This is a genomic window from bacterium, from assembly GCA_008933615.1.
In the GTDB taxonomy this organism is placed as follows: domain Bacteria; phylum CLD3; class CLD3; order SB21; family SB21; genus SB21.
In genome coordinates this window covers 43168-66981 of record WBUR01000002.1, presented here as the reverse complement: position 1 = coordinate 66981, position 23814 = coordinate 43168, and the positions used below count along the sequence as shown (strand labels likewise).

The 23814-nt window shown below is 42.8% G+C and carries 20 protein-coding genes and 2 pseudogenes; all 22 read right to left on the bottom strand.

Going from position 1 to position 23814, the window contains the following annotated elements; genetic code table 11:
- Positions 1-864: 864 nt before the first annotated feature.
- The 22 genes and pseudogenes from F9K33_01080 to F9K33_00975 all read right to left on the bottom strand — a co-directional run bounded on the left by F9K33_01080 (position 865) and on the right by F9K33_00975 (position 23807).
- Positions 865-3216, bottom strand: a pseudogene (locus tag F9K33_01080) (efflux RND transporter permease subunit).
- A 17-nt stretch (positions 3217-3233) separates the two neighbouring features.
- The gene (locus F9K33_01075) at positions 3234-4511 is read right to left on the bottom strand and encodes a TolC family protein (GenBank protein KAB2881365.1); all 1278 of its coding nucleotides are present in this window, start codon (positions 4509-4511) and stop codon (positions 3234-3236) included.
- A gap of 676 nt (positions 4512-5187) precedes the next feature.
- Positions 5188-6027 carry a hypothetical protein gene (locus F9K33_01070; protein KAB2881364.1) on the bottom strand — a complete coding sequence of 280 codons (840 nt, stop codon included), beginning with the start codon at positions 6025-6027 and terminating at the stop codon, positions 5188-5190.
- Between the two features lie 100 nt (positions 6028-6127).
- Complete coding sequence (locus F9K33_01065; protein ID KAB2881363.1) at positions 6128-7393, bottom strand: SpoIIE family protein phosphatase; 1266 nt, start codon at positions 7391-7393, stop codon at positions 6128-6130.
- 59 nt (positions 7394-7452) lie between these two features.
- The gene (locus tag F9K33_01060) at positions 7453-8046 is read right to left on the bottom strand and encodes a radical SAM protein (protein ID KAB2881362.1); all 594 of its coding nucleotides are present in this window, start codon (positions 8044-8046) and stop codon (positions 7453-7455) included.
- 63 nt (positions 8047-8109) lie between these two features.
- A complete protein-coding gene (nusB, locus tag F9K33_01055) occupies positions 8110-8601 on the bottom strand; it encodes a transcription antitermination factor NusB (protein KAB2881361.1) in 492 nt (163 codons plus the stop codon).
- A 56-nt stretch (positions 8602-8657) separates the two neighbouring features.
- On the bottom strand, positions 8658-9764 hold the full coding sequence (locus tag F9K33_01050; GenBank protein ID KAB2881444.1) for a Glu/Leu/Phe/Val dehydrogenase: 1107 nt from the start codon (positions 9762-9764) through the stop codon (positions 8658-8660).
- A gap of 27 nt (positions 9765-9791) precedes the next feature.
- A complete protein-coding gene (locus F9K33_01045; GenBank protein KAB2881360.1) occupies positions 9792-10934 on the bottom strand; it encodes an acyl-CoA dehydrogenase in 1143 nt (380 codons plus the stop codon).
- A gap of 187 nt (positions 10935-11121) precedes the next feature.
- Positions 11122-11631, bottom strand: a complete 510-nt coding sequence (locus F9K33_01040; protein ID KAB2881359.1) for a hypothetical protein — start codon at positions 11629-11631, stop codon at positions 11122-11124.
- A 73-nt stretch (positions 11632-11704) separates the two neighbouring features.
- Positions 11705-12427 carry a 2-C-methyl-D-erythritol 4-phosphate cytidylyltransferase gene (gene ispD / locus F9K33_01035; GenBank protein ID KAB2881358.1) on the bottom strand — a complete coding sequence of 241 codons (723 nt, stop codon included), beginning with the start codon at positions 12425-12427 and terminating at the stop codon, positions 11705-11707.
- 26 nt (positions 12428-12453) lie between these two features.
- On the bottom strand, positions 12454-13302 hold the full coding sequence (locus F9K33_01030) for an MBL fold metallo-hydrolase (protein KAB2881357.1): 849 nt from the start codon (positions 13300-13302) through the stop codon (positions 12454-12456).
- 24 nt (positions 13303-13326) lie between these two features.
- A complete protein-coding gene (locus F9K33_01025; protein ID KAB2881356.1) occupies positions 13327-13830 on the bottom strand; it encodes a DUF2889 domain-containing protein in 504 nt (167 codons plus the stop codon).
- Positions 13831-13859: 29 nt separating this feature from the next.
- Positions 13860-14507, bottom strand: coding sequence for an MBL fold metallo-hydrolase (locus F9K33_01020; protein ID KAB2881355.1), 648 nt, complete (start codon positions 14505-14507; stop codon positions 13860-13862).
- 3 nt (positions 14508-14510) lie between these two features.
- A complete protein-coding gene (locus F9K33_01015) occupies positions 14511-15356 on the bottom strand; it encodes an alpha/beta fold hydrolase (protein KAB2881354.1) in 846 nt (281 codons plus the stop codon).
- A 25-nt stretch (positions 15357-15381) separates the two neighbouring features.
- On the bottom strand, positions 15382-15933 hold the full coding sequence (gene def / locus F9K33_01010; GenBank protein ID KAB2881353.1) for a peptide deformylase: 552 nt from the start codon (positions 15931-15933) through the stop codon (positions 15382-15384).
- 44 nt (positions 15934-15977) lie between these two features.
- Positions 15978-16799 (bottom strand): hypothetical protein, encoded by an 822-nt coding sequence (locus F9K33_01005; GenBank protein KAB2881352.1) that lies wholly within the window; start codon positions 16797-16799, stop codon positions 15978-15980.
- Positions 16800-16910: 111 nt separating this feature from the next.
- Entirely contained in the window at positions 16911-17228 is a 318-nt protein-coding gene (locus tag F9K33_01000; GenBank protein ID KAB2881351.1) for a sulfurtransferase, read from the bottom strand.
- Complete coding sequence (tgt, locus tag F9K33_00995) at positions 17215-18420, bottom strand: tRNA guanosine(34) transglycosylase Tgt (GenBank protein ID KAB2881350.1); 1206 nt, start codon at positions 18418-18420, stop codon at positions 17215-17217. The genes F9K33_01000 and tgt overlap by 14 nt, the downstream gene beginning before the upstream one ends.
- Positions 18421-18427: 7 nt before the next feature.
- On the bottom strand, positions 18428-20386 hold the full coding sequence (locus F9K33_00990; protein KAB2881349.1) for a tetratricopeptide repeat protein: 1959 nt from the start codon (positions 20384-20386) through the stop codon (positions 18428-18430).
- Positions 20387-20416: 30 nt separating this feature from the next.
- A complete protein-coding gene (locus F9K33_00985) occupies positions 20417-21127 on the bottom strand; it encodes an HAD-IB family phosphatase (GenBank protein ID KAB2881348.1) in 711 nt (236 codons plus the stop codon).
- Between the two features lie 1368 nt (positions 21128-22495).
- Positions 22496-22630: pseudogene (locus F9K33_00980) on the bottom strand (RIP metalloprotease RseP).
- Between the two features lie 25 nt (positions 22631-22655).
- Entirely contained in the window at positions 22656-23807 is a 1152-nt protein-coding gene (locus F9K33_00975; GenBank protein ID KAB2881347.1) for a 1-deoxy-D-xylulose-5-phosphate reductoisomerase, read from the bottom strand.
- Positions 23808-23814: the final 7 nt, after the last annotated feature.

Genomic DNA, 23814 nt, shown 5'->3' with positions numbered 1-23814 from the left:
CATAGGCGCCGTTAATGGTTTCATGACATCCGATCCGGCCCCGGTTGCCCACATAACCGGAATGAGTCCTATCATGGCTGTACTAACGGTCATGAGTTTGGGGCGAAGCCGCAAGACCGAACCTTCCACTGTCGCGTCATAAATATCCTTCACGGTGACAGGGCCCCGCAGTCCCTTTTCATGATCACGAATACGCCGGTCCAAAGCCTCATGCAAATAGACTACCATGATGACGCCGGTTTGTGTGGCAATCCCATACAGAGCAATAAATCCGACCCAGACTGCAACTGAAAAATTGTAATCCAAAAAATAAATCATATACATACCACCAATCAGCGCAAAAGGCACGGACAACATGACGACGCCCGCTTCTTTGTAATCATGCAGTGTATAGTAAAGCATGAAAAATATCAGTAAGAATACGACCGGCATAATGATGGTCAAAGTTCTTTGTGCTCTGACCTTATGTTCGTATTGTCCGCTCCATGTGTAGGTATACCCTGTCGGAAGGTCCAATTTTTCAGTGATCACATTTTTAGCGTCCTCCATCACGCTGCCCATATCGCGCCCTCGCGTATTCATAAAAACAATAGACCGCAGCATACCGTTCTCGCTATTGATCATGGGTGGGCCTGTCAACGTCTTTATGTCGGCCAAATATGAAAGAGGCAGATAGACTTTTGTATCACCGGAGGAAGTTGTGAGTGAAAACCCGTTTGTCAAAGATGCTTCATAAGTTTTATCCGTGTTAGTATTTTGCATACCCGGCGAACTACCCATTTTTCGACTTACCATGCTCTGAGAAGCTACGCCTGCTGAACTCATGCCGCCGGTATTGCTCATTCCTCCGGAAACATTCACAGGTATTATGAGATTTTTCAATTCTTCAATATTATCGCGAATTTCGCGTTCGTATCGCATCCGAATAGGAAATCTCATTCTTTCCTGCAGTACAATACCTAAATTTTGTCCGCCAATGGCCGTCTCTATGATGTCTTGAATATCGGCTATATTGACGCCATAGCGGGCTAACGCTTCGCGTTTAAGGTCAATATCGAGATAATATCCGTTTTGAACGCGTTCCGCTACTACGTCCGCCGCTCCATCCACGGTCTTGAGTAGTTGCTCTGCTTTAATTGCGTAATATTCGAGTGTATCCAAATTGTCGCCGAATATCTTAAAACCAATATCCGTACGAACTCCGGTTGAGAGCATGTTAATTCTATTGATGATCGGCTGCGTCCACCCGTTACGGACACCCGGAATCTGCAACTTCTGATCCAGTTCAGCGATAATATCTTTCTTTGTAATTCCCGCTCGCCATTCTTCCTTCGGCTTGAGAACAATAATCGTTTCAATCATGCTTAGCGGGGCGTTATCGGTAGCCGTTTCAGCACGACCGGCCTTACCGAGAACATGGTGAACTTCCGGTACAGTATGAATAATTTGGTCCTGCAACTGCAAGATACGATTTACTTCAGTAATTGAGGCATTCGGCAGCGTAACCGGCATATACAAAATGGATCCTTCATCCAATGGCGGCATGAATTCAGAACCTGTTTTCACGATCATCGGTATCGTAATAATCAACGCAATGGCATTGATGGCAATGGTAGTCTTGCGATATTTTAATACCCAGTGAATAACGGGCTCGTATATCCAAATGAAGAAGCCCGTGACAGGATTTTGTTTTTCAGGCCTGAATTTTCCCTTCATAAGCAATGTCATGAGGACCGGGATTAGGGTAATAACTACTACGGCAGAAGCGATCATCACAAACGTTTTTGTAAATGCCAATGGCGTAAATAGTTTTCCCTCTTGTCCTGTTAATAAAAATACGGGCAGGAATGACACTAAAATGATGAGTTCGGAAAAGAATATCGCCCGCCCGACTTGCTTGGCAGATGATATTGAAATTGTTTTGTAATCTTCCGCGCTCAAATGCCCTTTTTCTTCTATCGCATGCGCAATATTCCTATATGCATTTTCCACCATGACTATGGAAGCATCAACAATGACCCCAATTGCCAAAATGATACCGCCAAGACTCATGATGTTCGATGTGATTCCAAATATCCGCATGAGGATAAAAGACAATAACACAGAAACAGGAATTTCGATAATAATTCGCAAAATGCTCCTGAAGTGCAGAAGAAATATGGCCACCATGATTGAAACGGTGATTGCCGCCTCGACCAGCGCACGCTCAAGCGTTCCGATAGCATCCCGAATAAGTGTGCTGCGGTCATAGGAAGGAACGATTTGAACTCCGAACGGCAGACCCGGTGAGATCTCATTAATTTTCTCCTTCACACGATCTATGACCTCTTTAGCGTTTTCTCCGTTACGCATGACAATAATTCCGCCGACTACTTGGCCTTTTCCGTCTTTTTCCAGAGAGCCTCTGCGGATATCTCCGCCAACCTGCACGGTTGCAACGTTCTTTATCAAAACAGGAATTCCGTTTGGCGCGGTTCTTATAAGCGAATTGCCGATATCGTCGACCGATTGAATATAGCCCTGCCCTCTTACAAAATATTCTGCGTCGCTCGCCTCAATGATCTTGCCGCCCACTTCATTATTGCTTCGTTGGATCGCATTGACGACGTCTGAAATTGAAATGTTATAAGCGCGTAATTGAAGCGGGTTTATATCCACCTGGTATTGTTTTACAAAACCACCGATTCCGGCAACTTCGGCTACCCCATCAACGGCAGCAAGTTTATATCGAATATACCAATCCTGCACGGCACGCAGGGTTCCCAGATCATAACCCTCTCCTTCGACCGTGTACCAAAATACATGGCCCACGCCCGTCCCATCCGGCCCCAATGACGGCGTCACCCCGGGCGGCAACGTAGTTTGAACCGTGCTTAGCCGCTCAAGCACACGCGTTCGCGCAAAGTAAATATCCGTATTGTCTTCAAAGATTACAAAGACGAAGGACATGCCGAACATCGATGCCGCTCTAACCGCTTTGACATCCGGCAATCCCTGCAAAGACGATACGATCGGAAATGTTAACTGGGACTCCACAATTTGCGGCGACCGGCCCATCCACTCCGTAAAAATAATAACCTGGTTTTCCGATAAATCAGGTATAGCATCGACCGGCATATTGAAAACAGCATATATACCATATCCTGTCAGAATCAAATACGCAAATATAACTATTAGTCTATTCTTACTGCTCCAATCAATAATTTTTTCTATCATGATTATTACGACCCAACTTATTTGAGTCGCTCCTTAATTTCGTTCATACTCAAGCCAACGGCCTGTTCCAACTGGGCCTCACTGACCGCAGTATTCATTACGCTCATCGAATAATCCAGTTTAGCCATTAACAACATCCGGTAACTGTCCAGCGCCATGATGAATGATGTTTTACCCGATTGATACGACGCCAGCGTTGCTTCTAATGTCGCTTCTGCCTGTGGAATAAGATGACGCTTAATTTCATCCGCTTGCTTACGCGACGACTCCATGATGACCAAAGCATTCTGAATATCATTTCCGATCATGTTTTTCGTATCCCGATATTCCATCTCTGCATGATTGATATGCTTACCAAATTCATTGACTTTACCCTGGTATCTATTTTTAGACCAAAACGCAATCGGAACATTGAAACCGATCATCAGCGACCAAAAGTCTTTTGAAGTATTGGACATGTTCTTATACATTCCGCGAACCATGATGTCGGGATAGAATTCGCGCTTCGCGAGTGCTTGTTCAGACTTGAACATCTCAATATTGTAACCCATAGCTTTTAGTTCGGCACGGTTATCTTCGGCTATCGCAACCAATGGGTCAAAGCCCACTTTCACATCATGAATCTCTAATTCTGCAATTCGCCCCAAAGGTTGATTTGCTGGTCTGCTGATCAATGTATTGATCATAGCCTCCGTAATTCCTTTTTCCCTCTCCAACAGAAAACTTTCATTGGTCAATTTTGTCAATTCAGTTTGCGCACGCAAAATATCGGATTGATTTCCGGCGCCTACTTCGTATTGTTTAAGGGCAATATCAATGATCTTTTGCATGATGCGTTTATTTTCTCCATTGATCTCCATCTTTCGCTGAACTAGATACAGTTCATAATACGCCGATTTAAGATCCCGTATGATTTTCTTATCCAGCGCTTTCGATTCCTGTTCTTTCATAGCGACATTATTTTCTGCAATTTTTCCCATACCGGATAACTTTCCGGGCCACGGAAACATCTGCTGAACAAAATAATCGGTTTCCATGCTATTCTTTGTCGCGATCGGAAAAGATTGAATCGGTGTTTGATAAAACTCTATTCCAACTTGCGGTGCATCCAGTGAGGTCACTTGTTTGATTTGCGCTTTAGCGGCGTCCGCTTGATGGCGTGCAGAATGTAACTGCGGGTTGTTGTCTAATGCTTCTTGAATAAGCTCATTAAGGCTTAAGCCGTCTTGCGTTTGTGCACACACGGTCTGTGATACAAGTAGAATAAACAACGTGGTTTTTATAGAATGAAACATACAAATCTTCCTCTTTTGAAATCATCATTTTAGATTACGGCGTTGCCACACTATTCCACATAACCTGAATAGCATAACATTGTTTTGACAATGTCAAAACAACCTACAGCAATGATCAAAAAAAGAAGAGATTAAATAAGGAAGGTTTGAAGGAGAGAAAGGCGTTCATGTGCAGATAAATAAGAATGTACATAACCGGTCAAAACTAATTCAGAGATGGAACTTGTGTAAATTTCTGTGGAAATAGAAGTGCATTGAACAGATTGTGATTTTGACTCTGCTTTTCCAGTATTAGGCAATACTTCGTCAAAACTCTGATTAGGCCCCGTTTGCATTGAAGGACAAGGACACTTATGTGCGGATTGAAGCGATAAAGTATTCGGCCCTTGAGAATCGCAACTATTTTTTGAAGTGTCAGCCGACTTGCAACAAGTCATACTTTCGCTCGCATTTGCCGAGCACAAAATTTTCATACCGGAACTAAAATATACCGCTATTAGTGCAGTTATGGTTATTGCAACTATACCCGTTTTAACTATTTTGTTGTAAATCATCATATTTTTTGTCTGTCAACTATACGTTTTAACGCACAACAACCCATTAAAGTTCCACCTATTGTAAAAAACTTTATTTATAAATCAAATGACTTTTGTCATATTTCCAAAAAAAAACCATTCTATTTACTATATTGATCAGTATACTCGATATATTTTCTGGAATCGCTAATTAAATCCATTTTGTCATAAATGATTGCATAAAATGTGTGGAGCAAATGGTTCTGACCGTCTTGCTTTGATAAATCATCCAATAACGATTTGCATTCATCATAGAGTTCATACGACATCAACAAGTTAGCGAAGAGCATTTGATACGCAACTGAGAGTGTGTCGTTATTCATGATAAACGCAACGGTTTGTCTTTCCTGTTCTAATTTTTTTATCTCCTTCGTATCCAGAACGTTGAACCAAACTGCCGAAGGAACTTCGGAAAGTTCGGAAAAAACATCCCGAACAAACCAATAATATTGCTGCCCGATTGAAAGCGATATATCCGAACTTATATCTAGGCTATTGTTTCCGGTTGTATGATCGTATGAAAAATCGTTCTCATAACACCGAATTGAAACTTCGTATTCACTTTCGGATTTAGTCAATACCGTCCAATTCAGCCGCTCAGGTAGTTTCGTCAAACGGGTGTTCCGAGGATAAACCATACTGATGTTGTCAGTCGTGTTGGAGCGGAAATTATTTCGCGGTTTCTTTTTTGCAGATTCAATCCAGTTTTGGCTTTGTATGCCCTGTTTAAGTAACTTTTGGAGTGTGGGGTTACATTCGGATTTACTCGCCAATCTAAATGATTGACTGTATGTAGTTACTTTCCCGTCTTCTTCCAAAATTGTAATCGTTGCTTTTTCACCTAAGAAAAGCGAGTCTTTTGACGCAAGGATAGTCCCGGTTTTTAGAATTGCAGGTTGTGACGTCGCGCATCGAACATCGCCGGAAATGCTTACAATCATTGCATTTCCGCTTGTACTCTGGGAATAGGCAGAACAAACTAAGCAGAATGAAAGTATAAGTAATGAGAATACTGTTTTCATAATCCCCCCCTTTACACGTCTATTTTTTTCTTAATAAGAGCATCGTTATGTCATCCGATTGTTCGGCTTCGCCAACAAACTCTTTCACATCGTCGAAAATAACCTGTTTCAATTTATCGGCATGTAATTGAGCGTTCTTTAAAACGCATTGTTCCAGCCTGTTATCATCGTAAAATTCGTCATCCTTGTCGGCCGCTTCCGTAACCCCATCTGTAAACATAACGACAACGTCATTGGGCCCTAATTGAGTTTCCTCCGATTCATATTGGTCATACGGATACATACCCAGCGGAATACCGCCGACCGTAAGTTTCTTGATAGTTCCGTTTCGGCAAATAAGCGGCGGATTATGGCCTGCATTGACGGATTTCAAAGTATGGGTTTTGGGGTCAAGAATTCCGATAAAAAAAGTAATATATTTATCTGCAGTCGAATTTTTCAGTATGATGCGATTTAACTTTGTAACAAGTTTTTCAAGTTCAAAGTCACTTTCCAGGTATGCGCGCAACGACGCTTGCAATGTCGACACCAGTAAGGCTCCCGGGATACTCTTGCCGGAAACATCGGCTATGATTAGCGCAGTATTACCGTTCGGAAGATAGACAACATCATAGAAATCGCCACCAACTTGTTTGCTCGGTACATTGAAACCCGCAATTTCATAGCCCTCTTGCTGAACAATCTCTTTCGGAATTATCATTTCCTGAATTGTGGCCGCAACTTCAAGTTCCTTTTCCATTCGTTCTTTTTCGATGGCTTCTTCGTAAAGACGCGCGTTCTCAATTGCAATACAAGCGTCTACGGATAAGGTGTCAAGAAACTTTGTGTCGTCAACATTAAAAAAACCGGTCTTTTTATTGAGAATCTGAAAGACGCCGATCATTTGTCCCTTGCGGTTTTTCATAGGCATACACAGTATGCTTTTTGTCACGTAACCCGTTTTTTTGTCAAAATCGGGGTTGAATCGCGGGTCTTTATAAGCGTCCTTTAAAATAATTTTTTTTCCTGTTTGGGCAACAAAGCCTGCAATTCCCTGACCAAGCGCTAAACGCACTTCAACAATGCTATCGCCTTGCAGTACCTTCGACCACAATTGTTTTTTTTCATGATCAATCAAATAAACGGTCCCCCGATCGGCATTCAGGTTCTTTATGGCCGTATCTAAAATAATTTCGAGGATCTTATTTAAGTCCAGCGTCGAATTCAGCAGTTTACCAATTTCAACTATAGCCATCAGCCGGATTGTTTCATCCGTAATATTTTTTAACTTCTTTGAAAGGTCCATCCGCTAGTCCAAATGTTTACTTTGCATGACGCCCACGGTATCGGCAACGAAAAACCAATTTAACTTTTTGTTATTAATTCAGCTTTTGGAAATCCAGTAATACGCGTCTCGTTCGCAGATAAAACAACCTCATATTCACGAACGTCTGCGTTGATCGAATCTTCATACGATTTATAATGATCCGATAAAAAGTGTACTTTTTGATTGAGTGAACTGCGCCACAAACGGTCACAATGCTGCTCCTTAACATATTCGCCATCCACCAAAATATCCAAAACGGCAAGGAGCTTAGATTGACTTTTATCTTTTCGTTGTATTTCTTCCAGCGTATATCCGGAGTAACTCATGATAGTCAGATCATTTTCCTTGAACAAAGCAGCTGCATCCGCTAGAGTTTCGGCTTGGGCAAACGGTTCACCCCCGCTGAAAGTTATTCCTTCAATAGCTACAAAATCTGCGGTCATTTGTTTTACAGTATCAAAAAGATTCTGCGCTGTAAGCTGCCAAACACTGCTGAACTCTAAGTAATCTTGATTCCAGCAGCCTGGGCAACGCTTATGGCAGCCCTGTACCCAGATTACCGCTCGTTTCCCAGGTCCATTAACCTCGGAAACTGCTACGATTTGCGCGATATCAATCAAATGGTTATTCATATAAAAAAAGCTTATTCACGAATATGAACAAGCTGACAACGGTTTTTCGTCCATATCAAAGTTTTATTCTTCTATGACGCCTCTGCCCGCCTTGGTTATTCGTCCGGCTAATTTGAGATCCTCGTATACTGAATCCAAAATGCCGTTAACGAATTTGCTGCTTTTGTCGGTACTATAACGCTTGCTGATTTCGATGACTTCGTTTATCGAAACTTTGGGCGGGATATCTTCAAAATGTAAGAATTCACAAATTCCGATACGCAACAGCAAACGGTCAATCATCGCAATTCGTTCAAAATCCCAATTTTGGGTACGTGATTTGATGTGATTGTCAAGAACCTCACGATGCTTAACGGCACATGCGACCAATTTCTTAATGAACGCCATGGTCTGATCTGTAAAAGGGCCGCAAACATCTTCGACGATTTTATTGATAGGATCCTGAGAAAATTCATAGGCATATAATACCTGAAGAACCGTTTCACGCGCTTCTCTGCGGCTGCTCTTAGGGGTATGATTGCCGGGTTTTAATTCGTCAAGCAACAGAGGATTCATAAGAATTGAGAAAGACCTTTTTCAACTTGCAAGTTGAATATGTTAATCAAATGGAACTAGAAACTTTCTAATCTGCGCATCACCGTTTCGGATTTTCTGACATACGTCTGCTTTATTCGGCCAATACTATTCATACGATCTTCGGCTATTTTGTTAGATGCTACGTAGGTCGGAATATTTTCTTTTTCCGCCAGATCCAATATTATCTTTACAATTTCGTAAATACCCTTCGCCTGGGAAAGGGCTTTCTCCTGATTGTACCCTTCCAACTCATTATATACGTTGATCAAGCCGCCTGAATTGATAACATAATCCGGCGCGTAAACTATTTTTTTTTCGATCAACATTTGGCCGTGTTTGGCTTCGTCGGCAAGCTGGTTATTAGCGGCTCCAGCAATGATCTTGAACTTAAATTGCGGTATGGTCTGGTCGTTTACAATGGCGCCCAGTGCGCACGGAGCGAAAATATCCGCATCTACGGAATAAATTTTATCCGCGTCGACATATTCCGCGCCAAATTCATTAACAACTTTTTTTACTCTTTCATTGTCGATATCGTTCACAATCAGTTTGGCGCCCTCATCGTGAAGATGGCGCACAAGATAATAACCTACATGGCCCAATCCCTGAATAGCGACACGCAATCCTTTTAATGACTGCGTCCCGAACACTTTTTCAACGCAAGCTTTCATACCGCGATACGTACCCAGAGCCGTGACGGGCGAAGGGTCTCCGCTGCCGCCTAATGCACGCGATATTCCGGTAACGTATTTTGTTTCCATTCGGACCCATTCCATATCGGTCACGCATGTCCCGACATCTTCGGCGGTAATATATCGTCCGCCAAGGCCTTGAATAAATCGACCAAATGCCCTGAATAGAATTTCATTTTTATTTTTTTTCGGATCGGCGATAATTACCGATTTTCCGCCTCCGAGATTAAGACCGGCTACAGCGGCTTTGTAAGTCATTCCGCGAGATAAGCGCAACACATCTGTCAAAGCTTGTTCAGTTGATGTATACGGGTACATTCTGCACCCGCCCAGAGCAGGACCTAAAGTGGTATTATGAATTGCTACGATCGCTTTCAATCCGCTTTTTTTATCGCTGAAAAACACAACCTCTTCGTGTTCTTTCTCTTCCATCAATTCAAACGTATTTATCATTCTCAATTCTCCGGCGATATTGATCTACCAGTTCAAAACATTACGGGCGATTACAATGCGCTGAATTTCCGACGTGCCTTCGTAAATTTCAGTTATTTTTGCGTCGCGCATGAAACGTTCTACAGGGTATTCTTTTGTATAACCATAACCCCCGTGCATCTGTACGGCTTCGGTCGTTGCCCACATTGCCGTTTCAGAAGCAAACAATTTAGCCATCGCCGCTTCTTTGCCGAATTTTTGGCCTTGATCTTTCAGCCAGCAGGCGCGGTAAAGCAGCAGCTTGGAAGCGTCAATACGCATGGCCATGTCTGCGATTTTAAATTCATTTGCCTGGAATTTTGCAATCGGCTGGCCGAACTGCTCCCGCGCTTTGGTATACTTAACGGATTCATCAAGAGCGGCTTCCGCGATGCCTATCGCTTGCGCGGCTATTCCGATTCGACCGCCGTCCAGCGTTTCCATGGCAATCTTAAAACCCATACCCTCTTGGCCCAGAAGATTTTCCTTTGGAACTTTGCAATTTTCAAACACAAGTTCCGTCGTGTCGGAAGCGCGAATACCCAGTTTATTCTCTTTTTTGCCAACTTTAAACCCAGGGAAAGCTTTATCTACTATAAATGCACTTATACCCTTTGTTTTGTTTGACTTATCGGTTCTAATAAAACACACAACATAATCTGAATGGTGGCCATTCGTTACCCATAGTTTAGTTCCATTTACCAGATAATGATCGCCTTTGTTCTCCGCATAACAAATCAAACCTGCAGCGTCGCTTCCCGAGACCGCCTCCGATAAGGAATACGCACCGAGCGCTTGTCCGGACGCGAGAGGTTTGAGATATTTCTCTTTCTGGATATCCGTACCATACTTTTCAATGTTAAAACAAACAAGGGAGTTATTAACCGAAGCTATGACCGCGGCGGAAGCATCGGCTTTTGCAAGTTCGATTATTACTTGTACGTATGAAATGGAATCTGAGGCAAAACCTCCCCATTTTTCGCCTACCATCATGCCCAAAAATCCAAGTTCGCCCATCTGTTTAATAACTTCTTTTGGGAAAAACTGTTTTTCATCACGTTCCGCCGCATGCGGAGCCAAGTGCTCCTGTGCGAAATCCCGTGCAGTTTGCCTGATCATTTCTTGCTCATCGCTCAATTTGAAATCCATAATATCCTCGTGATAAAAAATCTAAGTTGTATGTTTATCCAACAAATTTTGTTGGTGCCAAATATAGTCATCCTACTATGAATAATCAAGAATTTCTTTGAATGAACAACTGGGTTCGGTACGGTAACAGCAAAAAAAAATCCGCTCCAAAACCGGAACGGATTTAATATTACGCAATCTGCAAAAATTATATAGGTAAGTCTTTATCGGCAACCCAATAGTTGTGGTGCTTTTGCCAGTATTCCAAATACTCGACTGTTACTTTAGAGCCTCGTTGATGTTCGTTCCATATTTTTGCCGCAATTTCACAATTAGTCTGTTCTTTTGTCTTGAAGCTGAGATCATATGCTTCCCCTGCCAACTTAACCCCTGGACGGCTATTCCCGTTCTTAATTTCCAGGCACGCCTTGCGCTGCATGAAGTGAGCAATATGTTTTACGGTAGCATTTTCGCCTTTGGCTTTTTCCTCCGTAATAACTTCTTCTATTCGTGATAAAGCGCTTTTGTAATCCTGCATTTTCTCCAATGAATCAAATACACATTCTTGAGTTATATAATAATGACTTTTTTTGTCATCCTCTTCTTTGAGTTCTTTGACCATGTCCAGCGCGGCATTAAAAAACTCATACGCCTTTCGGTAATCCTGCTGAACGAAAAACTCACGGCCTTTTTTCATATACTCTTTATATTCGTCCATACGCTCCTCCTGTGTTAAAAAACTTAGTAAAGCTTATAAGTAATAAAAACTTAATGAAATGAATACCGCAATGTCAAACTAATTGTTTTAGTTCGTTGGCCAATATAAATTCCGCATAATTCAAATCATCGGGCGTTGTAATTTTGATGTTTTCATAATCGCCTTCAACCAATTTAATTCGACGCCCGATTTTTTCAACCAGCATGGCTTCATCGGTACCATAGAACCCTGAACGATTGGCGCTTTCGTAAGCTTCTTTCAGCATCCCATAATCGAATGCCTGCGGCGTTTGAATATTCCATAATGTTGAACGATCCAATGTTTTTTCTATATACTGTTCATTATCCTGTGATTTCACAGTATCCTTCGGCCTTACAGCAAGAACGGCCGCTCCGACGGTACTGCAAACCTCGATCAATTGATCAATTCGGCTTGTTCTCACAAATGGCCTAACGCCGTCATGAACCAACACAATATCCGCGTGCTCAATTCCTTTAAACCCTTCGTAAACACTGTCCTGGCGTTCTTTTCCTCCGGGTACGATCTTAATTATTCGTGAAAAATGATTTGGATTCAAAACTTCTTTTTTCATATACGAGATAGCTTCAGCCGCGCACACGACTATGATTTCATCGACGTATTTTGACTTATCAAATTTTTCCAGCGTGTAACTTATCAACGGTTTGTTATGCAGAGACACAAATTGTTTGCCCACTCCGCCCGGAACCTTACCCTGCATTCTTTTGCCGACGCCGGCCGATGGAATGATCGCACTTACAGTCTTCTGACCAATCATATAATTACCGTGTGTTCAGCCCGACATTAAAAATCAATTTTTTCATCAAATCTATATCCTTTTTCATCACTGATCACAGTTCCCATAGCCGTGTCCGGATCGTGTTCGAAAAACAAAGCCCATTTACCTTCAACGGCTTGCGAGAGTATTTTCTTTTTTTCATCGATGGTTACCAGAGGCTGATTATCGTAAGCCATGACGTACGGAACAGATACATGCGTTTTTGTCGGCATCAAATCCCCGCAAAAAAAGATGGTCGTTGTTCCGTCTGAAATAATAGGCAATTGCTGATATGGCGAATGGCCATGCGCAATAAAAAAAGAAACGTTATCAAACAAAGAATCTGCATCGGTGACTAAATTCAGTTTTTTAGATTCCATAAGCGGCATGAAATCCGGTTTCAAAAAACTCGCACGGTCTTTCTCGCTCGCGTTCAGTCCATATTCATAATGTTTTTTTTGCACATAATACTTCGCATTTTTGAATGTGGGTTCGACCTTTCCAACGGTATCGGTTTTTGTAGAGCCTCCGGCGTGGTCAAAATGCAAGTGAGTTAGAACTGCATCCGTAATATCATCCGTTGTGAGCCCCAGTTGTGACAAGGATTTCTCTAAAGTGAATTGCGAATGATCCACACGGTAAATAGAGGCGAATTTGTCATGGTATTTGTGTCCCAAACCGTTATCAAAGAGAATTTTTCTGCCGTCGTCAGCGATCAGCAATAAGCAGCGCATGGCCAGACTAATGCGATTCTGGTCGTCCGCAGGATTGGTTTTGTTCCATAGATTCTTTGGAACCACGCCGAACATGGCTCCTCCGTCCAATGCGAATCTACCTGTTTCTATAGGATGAACAGTATATGTTCCAATTCTCATATGGTTCTCTTCCCCACTAATGACCTATTCGTCTGCTTTGTACACATGACAGGTGTTTTTTAGAATTTGTTTTGACAGATCAAAACGCTTTTTTTCGTCAAGAATATTAAATTCTCTGCTCATAAGACCAAAGCCTTCATCATACCCCATCATGACGGTTGCGGCGAAATTAACCGTTTCGAACGCGAGTTCACGCAAATGAACACATCCCTCGCTCCCGCCAATGCGTTTGGAAATCTCTTTTGTAATACCTCGCTCTATAACAAGTCCTGTCAGAAGTTTTGCCTTCTCGGTCACGCTAGGGCAAATGGAGTGCGGATGGTTCGCCATTTGACTTTTTGCGGCAACGATAGTGCGGGTGCGCGGATCCACCTGAATATTTAATCGTATCAAATGATACGGATCCAAAAAAGTCGCTTCCAGCATCACATTGCCGTTTTCTAATTCAAACGCCTCAATGCCTATATCTCGTTTGGATACGAGGCGTTTTACTGGGCTGAGCGCAACGTCTGTTTTATCTGTTGACATTTGGTAGACCTTAAGTTTTTCTGATTAACCTATGCAAACTGCCCCGATTCACCACTCAAGAACGGATTATATCTCTTCTCGTGGCCTATAGAAGTAACAGGGCCATGTCCGGGGTAAACTAAAGTTTCATCGGGAAGTATAAAAAGTTTCTCACGAATTACATTGATTAATGTGTCGTAATCGCCGCCGTACAAATCCGTTCGCCCGATCGATCCGTTGAACAACACATCCCCGCCGAAAACAATATTTTCCGACTTGAAATAAAGACATACACCGCCGGGAGAATGTCCCGGTGTGTGAAAAATCTGCGCCGTGAGACCGCCAATCTGAATTTGCGTTTCCGTACCGTAGAAAAAGTCAACTTCGGGCACACGATCAACAAATATTCCAAACATAGCGGCTTGCTTCGGAAGGTTCTGTAAAAGAACTAAATCGTCTTTGTGGAGATAGAAAGGGATTTGCAGCGCGTCTTTGACCTCCTGAACTCCGCAAACGTGGTCAATATGCGCGTGGGTGTTGAGTATATATTTAAATTGCAGCCCGGTTTTTTTTGCTGTTTTAAGAATTCGATCGGCTTCATCGCCCGGATCGATAATAGCGCCAGCCATGGTTTTCTCATCGCCGATGATATAACAATTTTCCTGAAAAGGGCCGACCGTTTCTATATCAATAATCATAATTTACTTTAAAAAATTGCTGAACCATTCATGCGTCAGTGAAAAAGCTTTTTTAAGCTCCGGCGTGGGGCCATCAAAAGGATGGACACAGCCGTAGGTATGCGTCGCGTTCGGAATGATTTCAAGTCTGATTCTGGATAAATGTAACTCCTGGAAAATATTGCGCGCTTCACTTACAGGCACGCTTTCGTCTTTTTCACCATGGATAACCATGTAAGGAACATCCAATTTCGAAGCCGATCTGGAAATATTCAGCCGTGATTTCGCGTTTCTTTCGATATCTTCTACGATATTCATATTGAGCCGCATCTTTTCGCCGGTTCTCATATTCGGAATTTCAATATACGTCTGCCGTTTCCATTGCGGAAGTACATCTAAGAACGACTGACGCTCTACGGTAGAAATAGCCGACCATGTTACCAGGGCCTTTACGCGCTTGTCGTAGGACGCCTTTAAAATAGCCATTCCGCCGCCACGGCTGTGCCCCAAAATACCGATTCTGTCGAGATAACCTGAATTACCGCAAACGTTCCCTCGTTCGAGTTCGTCTAGAATTTTCTCCAGATCTTCAAGTTCCTGAGTGTACGTATTGGATGCGAATTTATCCAATTCCGTGAAATTCATAAGATCTTCGCCGATCCCGCTTCCTGAAAAATTAAATTTAACAACAATGAACCCTCGCTTGCAGAGCATTTCAGCGACGTAGGGGAAGAAACCCCAGTCCTTAAATCCCTTAAAACCGTGGCAGATAATAACGATTGGATACCTGCGATTCAGATCGGGAATACAGACATCGCCCCGTATGGGTTCCTGTTTTTTATTGAACAACTTAAAAGTTTTTTGAAGCATGGATATAACGGAGCCGAATCTATTTTTAGTGGGTAAAAGTTTTAGCGGTTTTTTTTTTCGCCACGAGTTTTTTATTTTTTTGTTCAAGGTCTTTGAGAATGGCTTGAAAAGGCTCCAGAGTTTCCTCGGACAGATAATCAATAAATAGTTTTCCGTTCAAATGATCGGTTTCATGTTGAATCACGCGGGCTAACACGCCTTCTGCCATGCCTTCATGATGTCGGCCCGATAAGTCCATATAACGAATTCTAATTTTTTCCGGACGAATGACTTCGGCTACCACACCGGGAATACTCAAGCAGCCTTCATTATAAGGCGATGACCCGAACGATTCCAGTATCTCAATATTCAAAAAAATCATCGGCGCCATTTCTTCTTGAATCGGAGAAATATCCGCAACAAAAATTGAGATGGACTTGCCTATCTGAGGCGCGGCTAATCCTATACCGTCGGCTTTGTGCATGACTTCCAACATGTCCTTTGCAAGTTTTTTCAAACCGGAATCAATTTTCGTGATTGGTTTTACTTTCCTGCGAAGTATCGGATTGCCGTATGTTGTGATTTTTAGAGAGGGCATGATAAAAGTTTTTTTATAATTCGTCAAAATATAGAAAAGTTAACTTAAACTGCAAAAGGATTTTTTGACTGCAACGCCTCAATTCCTTGTACAGACGACAAATCCAGGAGACAGGAAGGGCGAACGATACGGTCCATCGCTGACTGACTGTTTTCGATCAATTGATCCGAGCTTCTCTTGCGCTCAAAATAATCGATGAGCCGCGTACGAATCATTGGAAGGATCTGTGTTGCAAGTATCTTACTGTCATGGTACGTTCGGTAAGAAGCAGCCAGGAAAAGCAGGTCATCGTTTGATTTGACGTTGCCGAGACTTTGTTCAAAAATATTGGTGTTCTCCGTATTTCTTTCTGAAAATGAAAATGTTGTTTTTTCATTATGCAGCCGTACGATTAAATGATAAAGCAGAAAAGGAGTGAAATTATTCTGCCAACCCATTATTCCTATGGCACGAGAAATCGCGCTTGCAAGGACAAGGCATCGAGGGGGCTTTTTCAACGCAATACGAAACATGATTTCCATGAAATAACGTTTGTTGTCCATCAGGGTCAGTAAATCGCGAACGGATGCAATAACCATGTTTACATCGTCCTGATCAAAACTTTCCTCAAGATCTGCTATCGAAGCGACTTTTGCTTCGTTCCGCGAAGGCTTCAGCGGCGTGGTATCCATCGGCTCAATCGGAATCGTACAAAAATAATCGATACCGTATCCTATCAACTCCTGCTGCCAACTTCCCGCACCCCTATCGCCATGGGCTTGAATCAGATTCACCAAACAATCAGAAAATATCACCGCATTTATATTGGAATGGTCTGACGGGGCGTGTTGAGATGCGTAGGTAAACAGGCTTTTGTAAATTGACATCCTATCTCCATCGGATAGAATATGTTCTTGAATTCGCAGTTTGCATAATTCTGTATTCTTCTGCAAAAGCGCTTCGAGTAGAGGAAAGAGCATTATTTTGAACTTTGCTTTTTAATAGGTTGGCATGGAGGTATCCGCCGTCTGAGCGTAGAGATCAATTCCTCCGGAGAGATTGTACACATTTTTGAAACCGAGCTGCTCCAGAATTAAACAACCGGATATGCTGCGTACGCCATGATGGCAGCAGACTACCACCGGTTTTTCTTTATCTAATTCTGGCGGATTTATTTGCAGAAAACCGAGCGGCCTTAGTATCGCTTGTTCAAATCGCACTATATCGTATTCCCATCGTTCCCTAACATCCAGAAGCTGAAATGTTTTTTTTGAATCCATCCATTGTTTTAATTCATCCGGACTAAGCTGTTTCATAGTCCTTTTTCTTCCGGCGCGGGCTTTTCGTCCTTACGTTGTTCGTTCCTCTTTTCGTTTCGTTTTCAGCATACCGGTCCAGGAGGTCTGCCTTAAAATCTAAAAAGGTATTGGCCAAGATATGCTTTCGGGCTTCTCGCGTAAGCCATAGATAGAAGTGGATATTATGGATCGTCGCCAATTGGTGGCCGACAATTTCGCCAATAGTCGATAAGTGACGGACGTAAGCGCGGCTGAAATTTTTGCAGGTATAACAATCACAGTGTTCATCAATGGGCGAAAAATCATCGGCGTAGACAGCATTGCGGATCGTCGTTTTTCCCCAGGTAGTAAACAACGTTCCGTTCCGCGCATTACGCGTCGGCATAACGCAATCGAACATATCCACGCCTCTAGCTATGCATTCCAAAATATCTTCCGGCGTTCCGACGCCCATAAGATAGCGCGGCTTATTCTCCGGTAAAACACCGCAATTCATTTCGGCAATTCGGTAGACATCCTCTTTTGGCTCGCCAACGCTTACACCTCCGATGGCATAACCTTCAAAATCCATTTTAGTGAGACGATCCGCGCTTTGATAACGAATATCTTCGAATACACTGCCCTGAACGATTGGGAACAAGGCTTGTTGATATCCATACAATGGCTCGCTTTTTTCAAAATGGATCTTGCAGCGTTCTGCCCATTGCATGGTGAGTTCATTGGATCGAAGAGCATATTCGTGAGTACATGGATATGGCGGGCACTCGTCCAATACCATACAAATATCGGAACCAAGTTTTCTCTGAATATCAACAACGTCTTCCGGACGAAAAAAATGTTTTGAGCCGTCAATATGCGATTGAAACTTGACGCCCTCGTGGGACAGTTTGCGCAGTTCGGACAAACTAAAAATTTGATACCCCCCGCTGTCCGTTAAAATTGGCAAATCCCAACCAATAAACTTGTGGAGCCCGCCGGCTTTGCTGATGATTTCCGTTCCGGGGCGTAAATACAAATGGTATGTATTGCCAAGAATGATCTGAGCCTGATTTTCTTTCAATTCACGGTGTTCTATCGCTTTGACGTCGCCGAGCGTGCCCACCGGCATAAAGATAGGCGTTTCAATCGTGCCATGAGCAGTTTCAAGCAGGCCTGCTCTGGCCTTTGAATTGGCGGAACTTGTGTCGGTATGTAATAACGTAAATTTCAATAATGGCTCATTTGTTCATGTTCTCTTTTGCTTTTGGAAGCCATTCCAGCGCTTCTTTATAATTTGGATTAAGCACCAGACACTCTTCCCACGCATCAACCACAGCAGGCCAATTTTTTTGCTTCCAATAAACTACACCCATGTTATAATAAACCCAATCTGTCGGTTTGATCATGATCGATTTATTATAAGCGTACAACGCGTCCGATGCATTGTCCTGGGAATCGTAACACAAGCCGAGATACCCCCACGCATTGCTGTTTTTCTTGTTGACGGCCAGCTCCTGCTTTAACGACTGAATGGCCGCAGTGTATTCTTTTTTATTGTAAAGGCTGACGCCTTCGTCATAATAGTTAAAACTTGAACCGGATTTCGCTGCTTTCTTTTCTTTTGCTTTTGGAAGCCACTCTTTAGCTTCGGCATAGTCAGGATTTATAGCGAGACATTCTCCCCACGCATCGATCACCGCATCCCAATCAGCCAGACTCCAGTAGGTCACTCCTAAATCGTAGTACACCCAATCCGTTGGGCTGATGGCGATAGATTTATTGTAGCAGCGAATCGATTCCTGATAATTTTCTTTGTAATAATGACACAGGCCCAAATAACCCCAGGCGGAACTGTTTCGTCGGTTATTTTCGATCTCAGTTTTAAAAGCAGCCAGGGCTTTGTCATATTCTTTGTCATTATAATATTCCAATCCTAAGGAATAATTGTCTAATACACGTTTGGAACTGGATGAGCCTAATTTTTCTTTCGCTTTCGGAAGCCACTCCAGAGCCTCTTTGTGACTCTTATTAATGCTCAAACATTTTTCCCATGCGTCGACAACCGCATTCCAATCTTCAAGACTCCAGTAGGCCACCCCCATATCATAATATGTTCCTGCGTCGTTTGGATTGTTGTCTATACTCTTTTGGTAGTATTTTACCGCTTCTTCGTATTTTCCTTGTCCTTCATAAATACCGCCGATGTGCCGACAGGCATAATCATTTGTCGGATCGAGTTCGTACGCCTTCAAGAAATGTTCCAGAGCGGTGGTTTTGTCGCCCAGCGTTTCGCTTATCCAGCCTAAATTGTTGTAAGCGTTGTAATAGTTTGGATTCAATTCAATGGATTTATTCGTATACCAGCGCGCATTGTCATATTCCTTCTTAACCGCATAGACTATTCCGAGATTGTTGGCCACCACCGCATCCGTCGGTTTGATTTCAAAGGCTTTCTTGTAATAATAAATTGCCTGATTATTATCTCCCTGATTATCCGCCACCAGACCAAGATAATTATACGCCTCCGAATATTGAGGATTTGCTTCAATAGCCTTATTAAAACTTACGATCGCGTCGGCATAATTTTTCGCGTAATATTCATTGACGCCTTTATTATAGAGTTCGTATGCGGAGAATGAATTGGTTTTATTAGACGACGTGACGGAAGCGATCTTCTGAACTTCTTTCTGAGTAATTTCTCCGCCGAAGGCTTTCGCTTGAGAAACACAGATTTCGTCCTGAAGGTCAAAAATATTCTCAAGTTTTGCGCGTTTGTTGGCAAGCGCGCCGGCCTTGTCAACCTGCCCCGTTTGCATATTGACGATGCGCGTATTGACGTTGATATTGCCGGCAAAAACCTGATAACTTCCTATTAGCATTTTATCGACGCCTAAAATCTTTCCGACTTCGACAACTTTGGCTTCATTGGCATAATCGCTCATCTGAAAATCTTGTTCTTTTAGAACTTTTTCTATCTGTGATCGTTCGACGACGACGAACGACCCTATTTGAGCGAACGAGGATGTCAGCGTTTCACAGAATCCGTCAGCTAACCAGTCATACTGCTTATCGCCGGAAATATTTTTGAAAGGCAATACAGCAATTCGACTCTGAGCAATCGAATCCGATAGTAAAATTGAAATCAATGCGAGTGTGTAAACGCATCTCATTGCCAATTTTTGAGTATATTTTAACATATCATCCACCTCATTTAATGAATGTATCGGTTATCTACGCAAATCTATACTATTAAATCTAATTTGATCCGACTCTGTCAACATGAAGTTGCTATTCATAATCAAAGGAGCAACTGACATTAGGTTTGAATCGTAAACTACAATATCTGCATTCTCCTCGATAATTTTTCGTTTCTGAACTCCGCAATATCCGATGAAAAGGTCAACATCGTTCCGGGTTTCCAGATCACTGGCTCCGTCTCCTATCATCACTTTTGATCCTTTGATCGTTCTAACAATCTCAGCTTTTCCATGAGACCTTGCCAACGCCGACTCACCGTTAAAGCCGGAGTAATTTCCATCCGCTTCGAAAAGAATTTCATTGGCAAAAACATGTTTTAATTCAACACCCAGAAATTCTGCAAACAATCTGACTGAATCCTGGAAACCGCCGCTGAGTATATAAACGTCTTTTCCGGATTGGCGCAGCACGTCTATCAGCTCTACAGCCCCATCTACAACCTCATCAATATATTTTTGCCCTACCGCGAGCAATTCTGCGTGGGAAGGTCTGATAATTGATAAACGCATTTCTAATGCGCTTTGAAAACTCAGCCGTCCTTCCATCGCGTCATTCGTTATGCGGCTCACCTCGTCCTTAACATTTTTGAGCGCGGCTAGTTCGTCTATCCCTTCAATTTTTGTCAGCGTACTGTCACAATCGAACAATACCGAGTCAAAATCTCCGTGAAAATTCTGCAATCTTAAAACCGATCATTTCATGATATCATTGAACGTAACATACGCAATAAAAGTCAGCAAAATCGCCATACCGGCCTGCTGTGCATATAACTTAAATTTGATCGACAAAGGACGTCGAATGACCCCTTCAATAATTAAGAACATCAAGTGCCCGCCGTCCAGGGCCGGGATTGGAAAAAGATTGAATACAGCCAAACTAATGCTGAGCAGCGCCATAAAACCCCAAATGCCAGCCCAACCTTGTTGTTGTTTTACTTCCCCGGTCATCTTCACAATGGCAATCGGACCACCCATGCTGTCTTTAAATGATTGTTCGCCAAGAATGATCTGTTTGAGATTGACGAGAATTAGCGCCGAAACGCGGTAGGTATTCATAAAACCAAATTGCATCGATTCAGCAAAAGATGCTTCGCGAGTAAATTCAGGTAACGGCGAGGGGCCGATCCCGATCTGTCCGATTTCTTTTATTCCTTCGGCGGTTTGCGTTTTTACTCTATTCGGTATGATCTCAGCGCTTAAAACAGATTCGCCTCTTTGATAAGTCACGCGAATTTTCTCTTCCGGCCGGTTGTGAATGATCTCAACTAAACTTCTCCACTCATCCACAGGCGTATCGTTGATGGCGGTAATTTTATCGCCGGCCAGCAAACCGGCTTTTTCAGCAGGACTTCCCGGACCTACCGTTTGAATCGTAGTTCCCATTTTATATGCATCGTATTTGTCCATATCCGGCAAACCGTGGCTTAAGGCGATCACGGCAAATATGATAACCGCCAGGAGAAAATTAAATACAACGCCGCCGGTGATGGCAATGATCCTCTGCCATATAGGTTTAGCGCGGTATTCCCAGGGCTTAGCGACACCTTCCTTCATGCTATCGACGTCGAAACTTTCATCGATCATGCCGTTGATCTTGCAATAACCACCCAAAGGAATCCAGGAAACGCAATAGTCCGTCTGGTATTTATCTTTAAAAATCTTATCATCCTGAATTTCACTATACCGGTGAAAACTATCCACAAGATCGGCATCAGATGTGAAAGTCTTATACATCGTATCTAATTCATCCTGTAAAAACTTTTTCGATATCCCGCCATCCGCAATTACGACGTTTGTTTTACTTTCAATACGTTCTTCGGATTTTCCTTTTTTGTTTAACACTTGGATCTTCGATTCTTCGACTTGAACATTAAACAATTCAGTTAATATTCGGATCGACTCATCTTCAGCTGTGGAGCTTTTTTTGCAGACCAGGCGTTCGTGAAGCTGCCTGAAGGTTACATTGTCCTGGATCGCGGCAGTTAAGTCACGCATGAATTTCGGACGCAGTCTTTTCGTGCTCCATCGAAACCCCCATGCGCGCGGAGGAAATCCTAAAGAAAAAGCGTCTACCTTCATCCCGAAAAGCTTCGCCGCCAGATGGTGGCCCAATTCGTGAATAAAAACCAATACGCCTAAGACCACAATAAATGGAATAATAAAATCAAATAACGCAGAACCCATACGTACCTTTCATCAATTTGCTTAATTATAAACCTAATGATTTTTTTACATAGCTTCTTGCCCATTGATCAGCCTCCAAAATACATCCCAGGCCAGGATCATGAATAACGTCATGCGCCTGCATCGCCTTTTTGATATATTTTGGAATATCAACAAACTTAATTTTTTCTTTAAGGAAACTTTCTACGACTACTTCATTTGCCGCATTCAAAACTGCCGGCATGGTCCCAAGTTCTTTCAAGGCATCGTAAGCTAAGGGCAGGCACTTGAACTTGGTGCGATCCGGTTTAAAAAAATCCAGCCGATTTGTTTTACGGAAATTAAATGCGTTAAAACCGTTCTTAATCCGTTCGGGATATGATAATGCGTATTGAATCGGAACTTTCATATCGGGAGCGCCCATTTGCGCTTTTGTAGATCCGTCTACAAATTCCACCATTGAATGAATGATGGACTGAGGATGAATTGCAACGTCTATTTTGTCCGGTGAGAGCCCGAAAAGCCAGTGCGCTTCAATAACCTCAAGCCCTTTATTCATAAGCGTTGCCGAGTCGATTGTGATTTTTGAACCCATTTTCCAATTTGGATGTTTCAGCGCTTCCGACACGGTGATGTTACCGAATTCTTCTTTGGGCTTATGCAAAAAAGGCCCGCCCGATGCCGTTAGAATTATCTTTCGAATGCTAGTTCTATCCTCGCCGACGAGGCACTGGAACAGCGCGCTGTGTTCGCTGTCAATCGGTATGAGTCTAACGCAATGCTCTTCCAGTAATCGGTTTACGATCTCTCCGGCGACCACCAAAGTTTCCTTATTCGCAAGCGCAATATCTTTACCGGCCTTTATCGCTTCAATCGTCGGCAGGAGCCCGGCAAATCCGACAATGGCCCCTACCATCATATTAAAATTAGCCTCGCGCGCAAGATCAGACAACGCTTCCGCACCACAAAGAACTTGAATACCGGTCGGCCGCAGTCTTTCTCTAACAATTTTAAAACCAGATTGATCTGAAATACAGACAGTTTCCGGAATGAATTGCAATGCCTGCTGAACTAAAAGGTCAACATTGTTGTTCGCCGTTAAACATACAACCTTAAAACGATCCGGGTTATTCCGCACAACCTGAAGCGCGTTCTTTCCAATCGAACCTGTTGAACCGAAAATCCCAAGTTTCTTCATTAATTAG